The 16,037-nt window shown below is 62.9% G+C and carries 17 protein-coding genes; 5 read left to right on the top strand and 12 right to left on the bottom strand.

Annotated elements, in window-relative coordinates:
• Positions 1–15: 15 nt before the first annotated feature.
• The 5 genes from rlmB to BJI47_RS13815 are packed head-to-tail and all read right to left on the bottom strand — an operon-like array spanning position 16 to position 4,067.
• Positions 16–993, bottom strand: a complete 978-nt coding sequence (gene rlmB, locus BJI47_RS13795) for a 23S rRNA (guanosine(2251)-2'-O)-methyltransferase RlmB (RefSeq protein WP_088944236.1) — start codon at positions 991–993, stop codon at positions 16–18.
• The gene (gene cysS, locus BJI47_RS13800) at positions 993–2,408 is read right to left on the bottom strand and encodes a cysteine--tRNA ligase (protein WP_088944237.1); all 1,416 of its coding nucleotides are present in this window, start codon (positions 2,406–2,408) and stop codon (positions 993–995) included. The genes rlmB and cysS overlap by 1 nt, the downstream gene beginning before the upstream one ends.
• Positions 2,409–2,431: 23 nt before the next feature.
• Positions 2,432–2,896, bottom strand: coding sequence for a 2-C-methyl-D-erythritol 2,4-cyclodiphosphate synthase (gene ispF / locus BJI47_RS13805; RefSeq protein ID WP_088944238.1), 465 nt, complete (start codon positions 2,894–2,896; stop codon positions 2,432–2,434).
• Positions 2,893–3,576 carry a 2-C-methyl-D-erythritol 4-phosphate cytidylyltransferase gene (ispD, locus tag BJI47_RS13810; RefSeq protein WP_088944239.1) on the bottom strand — a complete coding sequence of 228 codons (684 nt, stop codon included), beginning with the start codon at positions 3,574–3,576 and terminating at the stop codon, positions 2,893–2,895. The genes ispF and ispD overlap by 4 nt, the downstream gene beginning before the upstream one ends.
• A 2-nt stretch (positions 3,577–3,578) precedes the next feature.
• Positions 3,579–4,067, bottom strand: coding sequence for a CarD family transcriptional regulator (locus BJI47_RS13815; protein ID WP_084345496.1), 489 nt, complete (start codon positions 4,065–4,067; stop codon positions 3,579–3,581).
• Between the two features lie 358 nt (positions 4,068–4,425).
• On the opposite strand from BJI47_RS13815, the gene BJI47_RS13820 reads away from it, so the two are divergent.
• From BJI47_RS13820 to disA, 3 genes are all read left to right on the top strand, one after another.
• Complete coding sequence (locus tag BJI47_RS13820; RefSeq protein ID WP_088944280.1) at positions 4,426–5,085, top strand: hypothetical protein; 660 nt, start codon at positions 4,426–4,428, stop codon at positions 5,083–5,085.
• Positions 5,086–5,120: 35 nt separating this feature from the next.
• The gene (gene radA / locus BJI47_RS13825) at positions 5,121–6,530 is read left to right on the top strand and encodes a DNA repair protein RadA (protein WP_088944240.1); all 1,410 of its coding nucleotides are present in this window, start codon (positions 5,121–5,123) and stop codon (positions 6,528–6,530) included.
• Positions 6,531–6,642: 112 nt separating this feature from the next.
• Entirely contained in the window at positions 6,643–7,740 is a 1,098-nt protein-coding gene (disA, locus tag BJI47_RS13830) for a DNA integrity scanning diadenylate cyclase DisA (RefSeq protein ID WP_088944241.1), read from the top strand.
• A gap of 22 nt (positions 7,741–7,762) precedes the next feature.
• Here disA and BJI47_RS13835 read toward each other — a convergent pair whose 3' ends face one another.
• Together BJI47_RS13835 and BJI47_RS13840 are read right to left on the bottom strand one after the other, a co-directional pair.
• A complete protein-coding gene (locus tag BJI47_RS13835) occupies positions 7,763–8,515 on the bottom strand; it encodes a hypothetical protein (RefSeq protein ID WP_088944242.1) in 753 nt (250 codons plus the stop codon).
• A 97-nt stretch (positions 8,516–8,612) separates the two neighbouring features.
• On the bottom strand, positions 8,613–9,236 hold the full coding sequence (locus tag BJI47_RS13840) for a carbonic anhydrase (protein ID WP_088944281.1): 624 nt from the start codon (positions 9,234–9,236) through the stop codon (positions 8,613–8,615).
• A gap of 68 nt (positions 9,237–9,304) precedes the next feature.
• On the opposite strand from BJI47_RS13840, the gene BJI47_RS13845 reads away from it, so the two are divergent.
• The gene (locus BJI47_RS13845; RefSeq protein WP_088944282.1) at positions 9,305–10,201 is read left to right on the top strand and encodes an A/G-specific adenine glycosylase; all 897 of its coding nucleotides are present in this window, start codon (positions 9,305–9,307) and stop codon (positions 10,199–10,201) included.
• A 16-nt stretch (positions 10,202–10,217) separates the two neighbouring features.
• Here the strand turns inward: BJI47_RS13845 and BJI47_RS13850 are convergent, their stop codons facing one another.
• Together BJI47_RS13850 and BJI47_RS13855 are read right to left on the bottom strand one after the other, a co-directional pair.
• Positions 10,218–11,024: an alpha/beta fold hydrolase gene (locus BJI47_RS13850; RefSeq protein ID WP_088944243.1), complete on the bottom strand. Its 807-nt coding sequence runs from the start codon at positions 11,022–11,024 to the stop codon at positions 10,218–10,220.
• Between the two features lie 5 nt (positions 11,025–11,029).
• Positions 11,030–11,767: an alpha/beta fold hydrolase gene (locus tag BJI47_RS13855; protein WP_088944283.1), complete on the bottom strand. Its 738-nt coding sequence runs from the start codon at positions 11,765–11,767 to the stop codon at positions 11,030–11,032.
• 44 nt (positions 11,768–11,811) lie between these two features.
• Between BJI47_RS13855 and mhuD the strand changes: the two genes are divergently transcribed.
• Positions 11,812–12,120 carry a mycobilin-forming heme oxygenase MhuD gene (gene mhuD, locus BJI47_RS13860; RefSeq protein ID WP_088944244.1) on the top strand — a complete coding sequence of 103 codons (309 nt, stop codon included), beginning with the start codon at positions 11,812–11,814 and terminating at the stop codon, positions 12,118–12,120.
• A gap of 485 nt (positions 12,121–12,605) precedes the next feature.
• On the opposite strand, the gene BJI47_RS13870 is transcribed toward mhuD, so the two are convergent.
• The 3 genes from BJI47_RS13870 to BJI47_RS13880 all read right to left on the bottom strand — a co-directional run bounded on the left by BJI47_RS13870 (position 12,606) and on the right by BJI47_RS13880 (position 15,980).
• Positions 12,606–13,043 (bottom strand): OsmC family protein, encoded by a 438-nt coding sequence (locus tag BJI47_RS13870; RefSeq protein WP_088944246.1) that lies wholly within the window; start codon positions 13,041–13,043, stop codon positions 12,606–12,608.
• A gap of 55 nt (positions 13,044–13,098) precedes the next feature.
• Positions 13,099–14,697: an MFS transporter gene (locus BJI47_RS13875; RefSeq protein WP_088944247.1), complete on the bottom strand. Its 1,599-nt coding sequence runs from the start codon at positions 14,695–14,697 to the stop codon at positions 13,099–13,101.
• A 104-nt stretch (positions 14,698–14,801) separates the two neighbouring features.
• Positions 14,802–15,980 carry an IS30 family transposase gene (locus BJI47_RS13880; RefSeq protein ID WP_217808487.1) on the bottom strand — a complete coding sequence of 393 codons (1,179 nt, stop codon included), beginning with the start codon at positions 15,978–15,980 and terminating at the stop codon, positions 14,802–14,804.
• Positions 15,981–16,037 lie beyond the last annotated feature (57 nt).

The raw sequence follows: 16,037 nt of genomic DNA on the forward strand, positions 1-16,037 counted from the left end.
GACTGGCGTCCCGCCCTACCGACGACGCTGACGCGCGATATCGGCCAACACGACGCCCGCTGCTACCGAAGCGTTCAGCGATTCGACCGGACCTGCCATCGGGATGGACAGAATCGAATCACAGGTTTCGCGAACCAGACGCGAGAGACCCTTGCCTTCGGATCCGACAACCACAGCCAGTGGCCCGGTGCCGTCGAATTCGTCGAGCGTGGTGTCGCCCTCGGCGTCGAGACCGATGATGGTGACACCCTTGGCCTGCCAATCCTTCAACGTCCGGGTCAGGTTGGTGGCGCGGGCAACCTGAAGTCGCGCCGCGGCACCTGCGCTGGTGCGCCACGCGACGGCCGAGACGCTGGCGCTACGACGCTGCGGGATGACCACCCCGTGTCCGCCGAACGCCGCCACCGAGCGCACGACAGCGCCGAGGTTACGAGGGTCGGTGATGTTGTCGAGTGCGACCAGAAGCGCCGGTTCCTGGTGCGAACGAGCGGTGCTGATCAAGTCGTCCGGGTGGGCGTAGCGATACGGCGGAACCTGCAAGGCGAGACCCTGATGCAGACCGTTCGCGCTCAGCTTGTCGAGATCCGAACGTGGAACCTCGAGAATGGAGATGCCAGCGTCGGCTGCACGCTGGACGCTCTCCTTGAGCCGCTCGTCACTGTCGGTGCCGACGGCAACCCACAGGGCCGTCGCCGGAACTCCCGCCCGAAGGCACTCCACGACGGGGTTGCGGCCCAGCACGACCTCGGGGCCGTCGTCGTTCTTCCGAGTCGGGACACGAGTGCTGCGACCACGGCTGTCGCCACGGTTCTGGGCGGACTTCTCCGCCATCTTGGCGCGACGTGACGCTGGATGCTTGGTGCGCTCCTCAGCGGGCGGAGTGGCGCCGCGGCCTTCGAGACCTCTGCGCCGATTTCCGCCGGAGCCCGCGACCTGCCCCTTCTTGGTGCCGGTCTTGCGTATCGCGCCGCGCCTACTTGAATTGCCTGCCATCACTGCCCTGCTTCGTCGTTACTGCGTGTTGCCCCGACGGACCATTCCGGCCCGTTGGGAGTATCTGTCACGTCTATGCCTGCCTTGGCGAGGCGATCTCGGATCGCGTCCGCGGCGGGCCAGTCCTTGTCCACCTTGGCTTGTGCTCGACGCTGTAACTCTGCGTCGACCAACACTCCGAGGGCTTCCTCGAGGGCGTCGGTGTCGCCGGAGCCACTTGCCCAGTGCGGATCCAACGGATCCACACCCAGAATCGACAGCATCGCACGCACCTGCCCGGCATGCTGGACGGCGGACTCGAGGTCTCCCCCTTCGAGCGCGCTGTTACCTGCCCGCACCGTCGCGTGTAGTTCGGCGAGCGCCTTGGGAACTCCCAAGTCGTCGTCCAGCGCGGCAGCGAAGCCGTCGGTCCATGTGCCGAGTGGTACGTCTCCCGCTCGCTCGACCGTCCGTTTGACGAACCCTTCGATTCCTCGATAGGTCACCGCTGCCGTCCGCAACGCGTGGTCCGAGTATTCGAGCATCGAACGGTAGTGCGCACCACCGAGGTAGTAGCGCAACTCCTGCGGTCGCACGTGCTGGAGAACATTGGGGACCGACAGGACGTTGCCGAGCGATTTGGACATCTTCTCGCCGCCCATCGTGACCCAGCCGTTGTGCAACCAGTATCGGCTGAACCCGTCACCGGCCGCCTGGCTCTGCGCGCGCTCGTTCTCGTGGTGCGGGAACACCAGATCGAGACCACCGCAGTGAATATCGAAGTCGGGCCCGAGGTAGGTCTCGGCCATCGCCGAGCACTCGAGATGCCATCCGGGCCGTCCACGACCCCACGGCGTCGGCCACGACGGCTCGCCGGGCTTCGCTGCTTTCCACAACGTGAAGTCCCGGAGATCACGCTTCCCCTCGGCCGCGCTTTCGCCCTGATGAACGTCGTCGAGTTTGTGCCCGGACAGTGCCCCGTAACTCGGGAAGCTCATCACGTCGAAGTACACGTCACCGGCAGAGGCGTACGCGTGCCCGGACTCGATCAATCTGTCGATCAACTCCACCATCTGGGTGATGTGTCCGGTTGCTCGCGGCTCGACCGACGGAGGTAGCACCCCGAGCTGGTCGTAGGCCCAGGCGAAAGATCGCTCGAACGTCGCGGCCCACTCCCACCACGGCCGTCCGGCGTCGCGTGCCTTGTTCAGAATCTTGTCGTCGATGTCGGTGACGTTGCGGACGAAAGCGACGTCGACCTCGTGGGCGAGGAGCCACCTGCGAAGGACGTCGAATGCGACACCGCTACGAACGTGGCCGATATGAGGCTCACCCTGGACCGTCGCCCCACACAGGTACACCGACGCATGGCCAGGGACCAAGGGGGTGAATTCCCGCAAGGCCCTCGTCTCGGTGTCGTAAAGGTGAAGGGTCACGACTCGCCATGCTACCGGGGGTTTTACTCGCTCATGACAAGTGCCGTCGCAACGGCTGCAATTCCTTCGCCACGACCGGTCAATCCCAAACCGTCGGTGGTGGTCGCAGACACCGAGACGGGGGCTCCGAGAATCGCCGACAACGTCTCCTGGGCCTCCACACGACGCGGCCCGATCTTCGGCCGATTTCCAATGATCTGGACTGCGGCGTTACCGATACCGAAACCGTGTTCGGAGAGAAGGCGACGTACCTCGGTCAGCATTGCGGCACCGCTGACGCCGTCCCATTCGGGTCGTCCGATCCCGAAAACCGAGCCGAGGTCACCGAGACCTGCCGCGGACAGCAGCGCATCGCACAGCGCGTGGGCGGCGACGTCACCGTCCGAGTGGCCTTCGAGGCCGTCACCGTCCTCGAACAGCAGGCCCGCGAGCCAACACGGCCGCCCGACCTCGATCGGATGCACGTCTGTTCCGATGCCGACTCTCATGCAGTCTCCTGTGCGGTGATCGCTTCTGCGAGCAAAAGGTCGTGTGGAGTCGTAATCTTGAATGCGAGTAATTCACCGGTGATCGTGTGCACCGTCGCACCGAGGCGCTCCACCAGGCCTGCGTCGTCGGTCGCGGAGTCCGAGGATTCGGCGTAGGCGCGGATCAACAGATCGGCACGAAATCCCTGTGGGGTCTGAATTGCTCGGAGTGAACTCCGGTCAGGGGTCCCGACCACGGCGCCCAGAAGATCGACCGACTTGACGGTGTCGGTTACCGGAACTGCGGGTACGACGGCACCGCGCCCAGCGCGCACCTCGGCGACCACCCGTGCAACCAGGGCGGGCGGAGTGAGCGCCCGCGCAGCATCGTGAACCAGCACGATGGCTGCGTCTCCAGCGACCGCGAGACCGCAACGCACCGACTCGGTTCGTTCATGAGCTCCTTCGACCACCGTGATGGTAGGTCCGAGGAGATCACGCGTGTGCTCGACCAGATCGGCCGGCACAATCACAACAATTCGGTCGACGGCGCCTGACGCTGTCAGACCGTCGACCGAATGTTGCAGAAGGGTTCTACCCTTCAGAGTTACATATGCCTTCGGCATTCCTTGCTGTAGCCGAAGCCCCTGGCCCGCCGCTGGTACGAGCGCGACGACCGGGCCAGCATGCACGCTGGTCACACCTAGGAGGCTGCGGCCAGGACTTCGTCGAGAATGATGTCGGCCTTGGCCTCATCCGTTCCCTCGGCGAGCGCGAGCTCTCCGACCAGAATCTGACGCGCCTTTGCCAGCATGCGCTTTTCGCCTGCAGACAGGCCGCGGTCCTGCTCACGACGCCAGAGATCACGAACAACCTCGGCTACCTTGTTCACGTCGCCGGAAGCTAGCTTCTCGAGGTTCGCCTTGTAGCGTCGCGACCAGTTGGTGGGCTCTTCCGTGTGCGGTGCCCGAAGCACCTGGAAGACCTTGTCCAGACCTTCTTGACCTACGACGTCACGAACTCCGACGTACTCGGCGTTGTCCGCAGGAACTCGAACAGTGAGATCACCTTGCGCAACTTTGAGAACCAGGTACTCTCTCGGTTCACCCTTGATGGTGCGGGTTTCTATCGCTTCGATTAACGCCGCTCCGTGATGGGGGTAAACGACGGTCTCTCCGACCTTGAAAATCATGTGTCCCGTGCCCCTTTCGATTTTGCCAGTTTACCACGCGCTCAGATCAACGGCGCAGGTCAGGGGCATAACGCAGTCTTTTCAGGGGTTGACAGCCGCGGGTTAACGTGTATCCGCAGCCCCTCGAGTGGGCATCTCGACACCCCCCACCAAGGTGGTCCACGTAACAGCAATCGCCGGTCAACACGCCGGTCGGAGCCCGATTCCGCACGTTCCGGACGACCCAGCGGTCTACCCTCGAAAGCTGACTACTACTCTGCCTAGTGGACCTGGAGCCACCGGCCTGGGCTCGACAAAGGCACTGGCCCGGAACCACATCGGCACCCCCGGACACACCGGCACAACTGGAGGACGACCCGTGACTGCGTTCAACGCTGCGACTACGCACCGAAAGACCCGACTGTGGGCAACCGCTCTCGCGGCAGGCGCAGCACTGACTCTGTCTGCCTGCGGCTCCGGTCAGATTTCTCAGACCGCCCAGCAGGTTTCCGCTGTGAACGGAAACTTCGCCGATATCGGCGACATCTCACTGCGCAATGTGCATGTGGTCTACCCGCAGAGCGAGGAGTACTCGATCGAGCCGGGTGGCAAGGTCGAACTCGGCTTCATCGCCGTCAACAACAGCACCACGACCCCCGATCGCCTCACACGGATCTCCACGACAGCGGCGTCCTCGGTGACGGTCGGCAAGGAGCCTGGCGGAAGCGAGATTGCACCGTTGACCGCCCTCGGCGCCGGAGCGCCCTCGGGCACCGAGCTCGATGACGAGCTGATCCCCTTGCAGATGATCGTCGTCGAGCTCAACAGCATCGGTGAGGAAGTTCGCCCAGGCCTCACGGTTCCCGTGACGTTCACGTTCGAGGAAGCCGGTGACGTCGAGGTTCTGGTCCCCGTCGATGCAGGCCCGGTTCTCCCTCGCGACGTTTCGACGAAGTCGCCCATCGAAGCCGAGGCGCACGGCGCCGAGAACAGCGTCGTGGAGACTCAGGTCGAGGAAGGCGCAGACGGCAACAACTGACGTTCCTGTCGGTACCGTCGTTTAGCGTTCTCCACGTGGCCAAACTGAAGACGAACTACCGATGTTCGGCCTGCAGACACATCGTGGCGAAATGGGTAGGCCGATGCCCGGACTGCGGTAGCTGGGGATCGATGGACGAGGTGCCCGTGCTCACCCCGGTTGCAAGCAGACCGGGAGCTTCCGGTCTCGGCGTCGGCAACACGCGGTCGGCGACCACCGCCATGATTCCGACGTCACCCGCAACGGCCCTTACCCAGGTCAGCAGCAGTACCGCACAGGCGAATTCGACCGGTATCCCGGAGTTCGACCGCGTACTCGGAGGTGGGCTCGTCCCCGGTTCCGTAGTACTGCTCGCTGGCGAGCCTGGGGTGGGCAAGTCGACGCTGCTGCTCGAGGTGGTGCACCGCTGGGCCCGTACCGGCGAGGACCGGCGTGCGCTCTATGTCACGGGTGAGGAATCCGCCGGTCAGGTTCGGTTACGGGCAGACCGGACAGGCGCGGTCCACGAACGCGTCTTCCTCGCCGCAGAATCCGATCTCGCGACGGTGTTCGGCCATGTCGAGCAGGTCGCACCGAGTCTGCTGATCGTCGATTCGGTCCAGACGATGCTTGCCGCGGACGTCGACGGAGTCATCGGCGGTGTCACCCAGGTCCGCGCGATCACCAGTGCGCTCACGTCGCTGGCGAAGACAACCGGCATCGCGGTCCTACTGATCGGTCACGTCACCAAGGACGGTGCCGTAGCGGGTCCCCGTTCACTCGAGCACCTGGTCGACGTCGTTCTCCACTTCGAGGGCGACAAGCACTCCACTCTCCGCATGATCCGCGGGGTCAAGAATCGCTTCGGTGCGTCCGACGAGGTGGGGTGCTTCGAACTGCGGGATACCGGCATCGAGGGCATCACCGATCCGTCGGGCCTGTTCCTGCATCACCGCACCGACGCGGTACCCGGCACGGCAGTGACGGTCACCATGGACGGTAAGCGTCCACTGCTCGCTGAAGTACAGGCACTCGTCGTCGATACGCACATGCCTTCCCCGCGCCGAGCCGTCAGCGGTCTCGACCATGCGCGAGTGGCCATGATTCTGGCCGTCCTGGAGCGGCGCTGCGGGGTAAAAGTGGCCCGGAGCGAGGTCTATGCAGCAACGATCGGCGGAATGCGTACCAGCGAACCTGCTGTGGACCTGGCACTCGCGGTGGCAGTGGCCTCGGCCGTAACGGATCGTCCGATACCCACAGGGGTGGTCATCCTCGGCGAGGTCGGGTTGGCGGGAGAAGTCCGTCGGGTTTCGGGGCTAGGCCGACGCTTGGCCGAGGCGGCGCGACTCGGATTCACTCACGCCATCACCCCCGAACACGAAGACACGGTGCCGAAGGGAATCGAAGTACGCACCGTCACCAATCTCGGCGAGGCACTCGATTACGCACATATGCGGGCGGTTTGATCAACTCCCGTAGCCTCTAGCTGCGAGACTGTGAGACACCACTGTTGTAGAAGTGGTGCCGATGCAGCCGACAAGCCGTTGTGGAAGTAAATGCTGGGACGAGGGGACGAACGTGGACGAGAACGCACGCGATGCGAGTGCATCCCCGGCGCTACGTGAAACCATCGCCCGGTTGGCACCGGGCACAGCCCTGCGCGACGGGCTGGAACGAATACTTCGAGGTCGTACCGGCGGACTCATTGTCCTCGGCTACGACGACGAAGTCGAGAAGATCTGCGACGGCGGATTCGAACTCGATGTCGAGTTCGCGCCCACCAGGCTGCGTGAGCTCTCCAAGATGGACGGTGCCGTCGTCCTGTCCACGGACGGCAAACGGATCGTCCGCTCCAACGTCCAGCTTGTGCCGGATCACAAGATCCCCACAGTCGAATCGGGAACGCGGCACCGCGCCGCCGAACGTACCGCCATGGAGACCGGATATCCGGTCGTCTCGGTCAGCCAGTCGATGAGCATCGTCAGCGTCTACGTGGCCGGTGTTCGACATGTCATCGAAGGCTCGGCAACCATCCTCTCGCGTGCGAATCAGGCAGTAGCCACACTCGAGCGCTACAAGCAGCGTCTCGACGACAACACCCGTCAGCTCTCGGTCGTGGAAATCGAGGACTTCGTCACGCTGCGTGACGCACTGACGGTCGCTCAGCGTTTGGAGATGGTTCGCAGGGTCTCGGTCGAAATCGAGCAGAACGTCCTCGAACTCGGCACCGACGGCAGACAGCTGGCGCTGCAGCTCGAGGAACTACTGGGCGACAATGACGTCGACCGTCAGCTCGTCGTCCGCGACTACCTTGCCGGTCCGGAACCGTCGACCACGGCAGCCGTGGAGAAAGCCTTGGCTGCTCTCGACAAATTGACCGATGTCGATCTACTCGACCTCACGACGCTCGCACGCGCATTCGGCTACCCGGCAACCATCGAAGCACTCGACACCCCGATGAGCCCCCGAGGCTACCGCGTCCTCACCCGGGTACCGCGGCTGCAGTTCAGTCAAATTCATCGACTGGTCGTCTCGTTCGGCACGCTGCAGGGGCTTCTTGCAGCAACAGCGGCGGACCTACAGTCGGTCGACGGCATCGGCGGACTGTGGGCGCGCCATATTCGTGAAGGGCTTTCACGTCTGGCCGAGTCGTCCATCGCGGGCCCGTTCGACTGACCGGACCCGCACGCCGGCCGGATCAGGTCATGTTGAACGGCTCGGGCGAGCTACGCAGCTCACCGAGTTGAGCGATCACCTTGTACGAGCCGACGCCGACAGGGATGCGCTCCTCACCACAGCCGGGAACCGAATTGGTACCGGACCACTTGACCGTGAACCCTGCCTGCTCGCCGGGCTTGAACGTCCGCAGATCGGATTGCGCGTCGGGGAAGCAATCGGTGTTGGACCAGATCCGCCGATCGTCGAGCGTGAACACGAGCGCCTGCTGCAGACCTGCACCCACGTCGCGCTGGCACTCCATGGAGCTGATGTTGGTGATGACGACGGTGAAGCCTGGCTCTTCGCCGACCTTGTACGACGCTTTGTCCGGCGTCGCCTTGATAGCGAGGCTTTGATCCGAGCACTGACTGCTCGGGACTGCAGCGGCCCCGGCAGGCTTCGAGGTCGTCGTCGACGCTGCACTGCTCGCCGGCGTGCCCCTTTCGGAACCACCGGATGCGGAACCACCGGATGCCGAGGCGCCGGATCCAGCACCCGAACCTTCCGAGGAGGCACCAGATTCATTGGCTGCGGCGGAGGCACTCGGCGTCGCGGCGGGACCCGGAGACGTCACGACACCTGCCGGTTCCGCCTGCGGCGGGTCTTCGTTGCCACCACTGAGCGAGGAGATGAACCACACGATCAAACCGAGCACCACAACAGCCGCACCGATGGCGAGTGCGCGACGACGCCAATAGATTTCGGGGGGCAACGGCCCGCTTGGTTCCAACACAGAACAACCGTAGGCGTTACCCAGCTACGATTCTCTGAAGCGCCTGCGGCGTGTCGCCTTGTAGGTCACCAAGAAACCGTGCGATCGACGAACAAGCTCAGGGAAGCTCGCCGATATCACCGATTACCCCGCGCAAGCGAGCGTTACCTTCGGACAACTGATAGGTCAGGCCGACGATGGCCACTTCCCCGGCGTCGACTTTCTCCGCGATGATCCGCGACCGCTGCATCAACAGATTGCCGGTCTCCTCGACGTGGCGTGCCTCGAAATCGTCGACGTTGGAGTAGCCGTCACGGCGAGCGGACAGCACGGACGGGGTGACGCGTTCGACGAGGTCACGAATGTAGCCACCGGGGATGTCACCGGAGTCCAACGCGTCGAGAGTCGCTTTGACCGCCCCACACCCATCGTGTCCGAGCACGACGATGAGCGGTACATCGAGAATCGCTACGCCGTATTCGATCGAGCCGAGGACGGAAGAATCGATGACGTGGCCTGCGGTTCGGACGACGAACATGTCACCGAGGCCCTGGTCGAAAATGATCTCGGCGGCGACGCGGGAGTCCGCGCAGCCGAAGAGCACGGCGCGTGGATGCTGCTCCTGGGTGAGACGTGCACGGTCCTCGATACCCTGGCTCGGGTGCAGAGACTCGCCCGCGATGAAACGCTGGTTACCCTCTCGAAGTGATTTCCACGCGGTTATCGGATTCGTCGAAGGCATAGTCGTCATTGTGCACCGATCCGGCTGTTACCGGCGAGTCGGATACCGAACAACTCGAGGAGATATGCGTGCCGATCAGTCCAGTTGCACTCCTCGGGTGGTTCGACACCGAGGAGCGCGACCTGCCATGGCGACGTCCAGGCGTCAGCGCTTGGCAGATTCTGATGAGCGAAATCATGCTGCAACAGACGCCCGTATCCCGCGTTGCTCCGATCTGGGAAGAGTGGATCGCGCGTTGGCCCGTCCCGTCGAAGATGGCCTCGTCCTCGCAAGCCGATGTCCTACGTGCGTGGGGCAAGTTGGGCTATCCGCGTCGGGCGTTGCGTTTGCATCAGTGCGCGGGAATATTGGCCGCCGAGCACGGCGACGTCGTCCCGCAGGACATCGAGACACTGCTGTCGTTACCAGGTATCGGGGCTTACACGGCTCGCGCTGTCGTCTGCTTCGCGTATGGCCAGCGTGTTCCCGTCGTCGACACCAATGTTCGACGCGTCGTCGCTCGGGCAGTGCACGGCGCTGCAGAACCGGGCAATCCGTCGACGACGCGGGACCTCGCCGACGTCGAGGCATTGCTTCCAGTGGGGAACGCGCGCGCGGCCAGGTATTCGGCAGCACTGATGGAATTGGGCGCGTTGATCTGCACCGCCAAGAATCCTGCCTGCCTGCTGTGCCCACTGCCCGAGTGCTCGTGGATCGAAGCAGGCCGCCCGGCATACAGCGGACCTGCCAAGAAGGTGCAGAAGTTCACGGGCACCGATCGGCAAGTACGCGGGAAACTGATGTCTGTTCTACGTGAAACCGACGGTCCGGTGGATCGGGCCCGGTTGGATGTCGTGTGGCTCAGCGATCCCGGGCAACGCGATCGCGCCTTGGACTCCCTACTCGTGGACGGCCTGATCGAGCAGACGGCGGCAGGGCTTTTCGCTCTGGCCGGTGATGCGGGGTCCCCGACCGGTCTCGGATAGCCGGTGACCCCGTATGTCAGCGCAAGAAGTCGATGAGCACTTCGTTGACCTTCTCGGGACGCTCGAGGTAGCCGAAGTGTCCGGTGTCCGGAATCTCCTCGTACCGAGCACCCGGAATCGCCTGCGCGACTTCGCGGCTCAGATGGACGGGGATGAGCCGGTCGTCGGCGAATCCCACCACGAGGGTCTTGGCTGCAATCGTGCGATATGCGGTGAGCCGTTCGGATCCGGCACGCATTTCGAGGCCGATCTGCGCTCGCTTACCCGCCGATCTGGTACCGCCGGAGAACTCCATGACGGCGAGCCAGTCACCGATCGCCGCCTCGTCGCGCAGGGTTTTCGGTGCAAAATTGTTCATTGCGGTAATTGCCGCGCGGTAGGTCGCCGGAAGTGTGATGCTCGCGTCGTACAGATCTCGTTCGCCCTGGGCCATGGCCTTCTGCATCGTCGACGAACGGCCGTACGTCGCCATCATGACTGCGTGCGAGACGAGGTCCGGTCGTGCCAAAGCGAGTTCCTGAGTGACACGCGAGCCCATCGACGTTCCGACGACTCGTGCCGGCCCTGTGCCCACGTGCTCGATCAACGCGGCGGTGTCGGCAACCAGATCGTCGAGCACCATGCCTGCACCGCACTCGGACGACGGCGCTATCCCCCGGTTGTCGAACGTGAGGACCTGGAAGCCTGCCTTCACCAGTGCCGGCACCTGGTGCGTCTGCCACACCCGCCCCGGGCTCCCCGATCCCATCACCAACACGACGAGAGGGCCGGTACCTTTGACGTCGAAGTTGATATCGATTCCGTTGAGCTTCACTAGGGACATTCGCGTCATAGTAGTTGTCGGAGGAACACTTCCACAGCTGCGCGGTAGGACTCGGGCTGCTCATCGTGCACGAGGTGCGCAGCCTCTGGAATCAGTACGTAGCTCGACTTGGCGTTCTTCTCGTACATACGACGCATTTGCCCCGGCGGTGTGATTCCGGACGCACCCTCTATCAGCAACGACGGAGCGGTGACGGATTCCCACTCGTTCCAGAAGTGCCTCGTACCCCACTCCTGCGAGATCGCCTCGAACGTCGATACGTCACCGTGCAGATACCAGCCGTCGTCTCGACGCTCGAAGGAATCCAGAAAGTATTGTCCTGCGACGTCGCCGAAGAACTCACGTACCGTCGATTCGGTCTCGAACGGCTGTGGCCACCGACGAATGAGTGCAGCCCAGTCATCGGCCGTGCGCCCGCGGAAGTCCGGAGCAATATCCTCGACGACGAGACCTGCCACCAGATCGGGTCTCGCCGCGGCGAGACACCAACCGTGCAGCGAACCCATCGAATGCCCGATGACGACACACTCCCCGAGTTGCTCCGCATGCGCAGTCAGGTCCTCGACGAACGCCTCGGTACCGATCCCTCGCGGGGCAGCCCTGCCGTGCCCCGGCGCGTCGTAAGTGTAGACGTGGCCGAACGCACGTAGCCACGGCACTTGGCGACGCCACGTTCGCGCGCTACCCATCAACCCGTGCAACAGCAAGATCGGTCGCCCGTCCCCACCCTCGTCGTGCAGCATCGTCACGACTGTAGCGTTCCGTACGACCGAGTAGCCTCTCGGTCATGGCTGTCGTGAAGATAAATGCAATCGAAGTTCCCGAGGGTGCAGGCACGGAATTGGAGAAGCGTTTCGCGGCCCGCGCAGGCGCTGTCGAAGGTTCGCCAGGTTTTCTCGGCTTTCAACTGCTGCGCCCGGTCAAGGGTGAAACCCGCTACTTCGTGGTGACGCAATGGGAAACCGAGGAGGCATTCCAGGCGTGGTCGGCGGGCCCAGCCAGGGCAGCACATTCGGGGGAACGAGCCAAGCCCGTCGCCTCCGGAGCATCGCTACTCGAATTCGAAGTAGTCCTGGACGTCGCAGCCAAGGCCTGACGCCCCCGTCGCAGTGCCGGTCGTCGGCACTCGTTCCTGCGACGCAGAGCATGCGTTCGATTCGGAGGATCGATTCCGCTAGCTCTTCGGGCGGCACCGGGCTGTAGCCGGTCCCGTAGTTGTCGATCGCAATGGCCACACCAGATCACTGAGCGCAAGGGAATCGACCCACCGACGTGTATCGGTCGTTGCCGAGGTCTCGGTCACTTCGAATTCCCCTCCCCGGAGGCAGATCGTGACACTGGAGCGCCTGAGCGACCTGCCCGAGGAGCGTGAGGTCGATCGAATTCCCGGACCGAGAGATTGATCGCGACCCGAATGTTGGATCCGTTGCGGCGCAACGCACTGCAACACGCCAGTGCATTGGCATGCCGGTGCATTGGCATGCCGGTGCTCGGCATCGGGAAGAAACGGTCCGACCGGGAGCAATTCGTAGCGAGCACCTCAGCGAATCGATCGAATATCACGCTGAACAGTGCGATAGATCAAGATTCGAGTGCAGCGTCCAAAGTGATGTCGACCCCGGTCAGCGCCTTGCTCACCGGACAGGTTTCCTTCGCGGCCTGTGCAGCCTTGGCGAAACCGTCAGCGTCGAGACCGTCGACCTCGGCTCGGACGGTGAGCTTGATACCGGTGAGTTTGAAGCCCGGTGTATCCGGTCCTAGCGATACCTCCGCAGTGACGTCCAGGCTCTGCGGGGTGCCGCCCGCCTCGGCGATCACGGCCGACAGCTGCATCGCATAACAAGCCGAATGCGCTGCAGCGATGAGTTCTTCCGGACTCGTCGTGCCATCAGCGTCTTCAGCCGCGCGCTTGGGGAAGGACACGTCGAATGTCGCAGCACCCGAACTGGTCAGCTCGACCTGACCCGAACCCTTCTCCAAGGTCCCGTTCCAGGCTGTGCGTGAAGTGCGTGTAGGCATCGCTTTTCGACTCCTCGTTCGAATTCGAGCTCGGATGAGCCCGGAGAACCCCAGGCTAACCGGATTCGTCGATCGGCGTTGCAGATCGATCTACGTCGATCGAATGATATTGAGCGAGAAGCTTTCTCTCCTCGTCGCGACCCGGAAAAGCGAAGAAGACCAATACTGCACCGACCAGGACCACGACTATCGCGGCGGCATAGGACATTTGATCGCCGTCGAGAAAAGCTTGCTTGGCTGCGCCGATGATCTGATCGGCGTACTGAGGATAGGTGCTGGCCAAATCGGTTGCCGACGAAAACGACTTGGTGAGAATCGACTGGGTTTCCTCGCTGATACTGCTCGCCTCGGGCGAACTCGAAATCTGCGAGGTCAACGATGCCGCATACCCAGCAGTGAGCAGTGCACCCAATGTCGATTGCATGATCGCTCCGCCTAGATCGCGTTGGAGATCAGCTGTTCCCGACGCCATTCCGGCGCGATCGACCGGCACCGAGCCTGTCAACGAACGCGAGGCGGGTGTGCCTGCAAGGCCCACTCCGACGCCGAGCAATACGTAACTGATCGCCACCACCGCATAGGACACGTCCTCCTTCCATGTCAGCCAGGCCATCACCAATCCGAGAACGATAAAGACGTAACCGAGCAGCAACGTGAATCGCGACCCCCGACGCTCCACCAACTTCGCCGACTGCGGAGCCACCAGCACCATCGCTACTGCCGCAGGTAGCGTCGACGCGCCGGCAGCGAGCGTCGAGTAGCCGAGAACGTTCTGCAGAAACTGTTGACCGACGAAGATGACACCCATCAGCGAACCGAACACGATGATCCCGGCCAGGGCCGCAACCCAGAACGTCCTCCGCCGTGCGATTTTCAAATCGAAGAGCGGGAATGACGTGCGGCTCTGTCGGAAGAGAAATACCGCCCCTGCTGCGAGAGCGATTGCACCCAACCCGAGTGCAACGGTTCCCATCCCGTCGACCGGAGCGAAATTGATACTGAGCACCAGCGCCGCAATGAACACAACCGACACGATTCCGCCGAGATTGTCTACCGGATCGGTAGTTTCGTTCACATGTGCAGGCACGAACGCAGCTGCCAGAACCAGGGCGACCAATGCTAGCGGCGACGTCACCAGGAATACCGAACCCCATTGAAACTTCTCCAACAATGCCCCGGACATCAGTGGTCCGAGCGCGGACATAGCGCCGCCGAGAGCCGACCACAACGCAATTGCTTTCGTGCGCGAAGCCCCGGACCACAACGCAGTGATGAGCGCCAGCGTCGTCGGGTAGGCCAGGCCAGCGGACAGACCGCCGAGCAACCTCGCACCGAACAGGACTTCGAAATTGGGCGCGAAACCGGCGATGACACAGGCTGGTATCGACAGCACCATCCCTAGAACCAACAACAGTTTGCGCCCATAGCGGTCCCCAAGAGCACCCAGATAGAGGACTGAACCAGCGAGGCCGAGCGAATACGCGACCGCGATCAGATTGAGCTGCGTCTGACTGGCGTCGAAGTCACGACCGATTGCCGGCAACGCGACGTTGGCCACCGCCAAATTCAGATTCGCGACGGAAGCAACGAGGATGAGTACGAACAGAACCAAACCGGCCCGCGCGGGTGCTGTGTGCCTGTCGACTGTAGTCACGTACTCAGTAAAACCCAGTGCCGCGTTCTCCGCCTCACCTCTCGAGTGCGAATCCGACGGTTTCGCCGCCGCTTGAATGTGACATCGAAGCCATCAAGGCGGTTTCAAGTGGTTGTTGCAACGACTAACTCGTTGATCACTTTTGCTGGTGATTTCCAGCCTAGTGTTTTCCGGGGGCGGTCGTTGAGTTCAGCGGCGACCGCTTGGAGTCGTTCGGCGGTGTGCACGGACAGGTCGGTGCCTTTTTTGAAGTATTGCCGCAGGAGTCCGTTGGTGTTTTCGTTCGTTCCGCGCTGCCAGGGACTGTGGGGGTCGCAGAAGTAGATTGCCATGTCGGTGGCCATAGTGATTTCTGCATGCCGACGCATTTCGAGACCTTGATCCCAGGTCACCGACTGTTTGAGTACCGCAGGCATCGACCGGATTGCCTCGATCATCGCGTCTCGGACGGCGTCGAGATTGTGCGAGTGCGGCAGGTGGAGCAGCATGGTGAACCGTGACGTGCGCTCGACGAGGGTGCCGATCGCCGATTTGTTGCCGGCACCGAGGATCAGGTCGCCTTCCCAGTGCCCGGGTACTGTGCGGTCTTCGACGTCGTCGGGTCGTTCGGAGATCAGCGTTTTGTCGGGGATGTGATGAGCGTTGCTGGGTACCCGGCCGTGTTTGCGGCGATGCGCCCGCCCGGTCCGTAGTGCATCGGCGACTTCGGCTTTGAGTTCGCCTTTGGCTTGGACGTAGATGGCGTTGTAGATCGTTTCGTGCGACACGTGCATCTCCGGTCGATCGGGGTAGTCGATCTTCAGTGTCGCCGAGATCTGTTGTGGTGACCACTTTTTGCGGAGTCTGCGGACGACTTCTGTGCGGAGCTCACTGTTGCGGTCGGCGAGTTTCGCGGCCTTGGGTCGGCGGGCGCGTGTGTCCGCTCGCTGGTGTGCGGACACTGATCGGTAGGTGCCGCCAAGGTTGGTGTTGCGTTTGAGTTCGCGGGAGACGACGGACTTGTGACGTCCGATCAGGTCGGCGATATCGGTCTGGGTTAGTCCCATCGCGGTGCCGATCGCGATTTCCTCTCGTTCGGCTTGCGAGAGGAATCGTCCGCTGGGTTCGGGCCGGACCCGTTTGGCCCCGCGGACGATTCCTGCCTTCTGATCTATCCACCGCTTGCCGGTGGTGCGGCTGACGCCGGCAGCGGCCGACGCGTGGATCACTGAAGCACCCGAATCTCGCATGGCATGGAACTTAGCGACTACTTCTGCGCGATTCGGGACAACACGTCGTGGCATCTGCTCGACATCTCCTCAGGTCAGGAGCTGTGTTGCAACGACCACTTGAGATTGCCC

This window comes from Rhodococcus sp. 1168 (assembly GCF_002091955.1).
Classification (GTDB): domain Bacteria; phylum Actinomycetota; class Actinomycetes; order Mycobacteriales; family Mycobacteriaceae; genus Rhodococcoides.

Coding starts and splice junctions, on each gene's coding strand:
- rlmB (WP_088944236.1), bottom strand. CDS start 993: ATGGCAGGCAATTCAAGTAGGCGCGGCGCGATACGCAAGACCGGCACC.
- ispF (WP_088944238.1), bottom strand. CDS start 2,896: ATGAGAGTCGGCATCGGAACAGACGTGCATCCGATCGAGGTCGGGCGG.
- BJI47_RS13815 (WP_084345496.1), bottom strand. CDS start 4,067: ATGATTTTCAAGGTCGGAGAGACCGTCGTTTACCCCCATCACGGAGCG.
- BJI47_RS13840 (WP_088944281.1), bottom strand. CDS start 9,236: ATGCCTTCGACGAATCCGATAACCGCGTGGAAATCACTTCGAGAGGGT.
- BJI47_RS13850 (WP_088944243.1), bottom strand. CDS start 11,024: ATGTCCCTAGTGAAGCTCAACGGAATCGATATCAACTTCGACGTCAAA.
- BJI47_RS13855 (WP_088944283.1), bottom strand. CDS start 11,767: ATGCTGCACGACGAGGGTGGGGACGGGCGACCGATCTTGCTGTTGCAC.
- mhuD (WP_088944244.1), top strand. CDS start 11,812: ATGGCTGTCGTGAAGATAAATGCAATCGAAGTTCCCGAGGGTGCAGGC.
- BJI47_RS13870 (WP_088944246.1), bottom strand. CDS start 13,043: ATGCCTACACGCACTTCACGCACAGCCTGGAACGGGACCTTGGAGAAG.
- BJI47_RS13880 (WP_217808487.1), bottom strand. CDS start 15,980: ATGCCACGACGTGTTGTCCCGAATCGCGCAGAAGTAGTCGCTAAGTTC.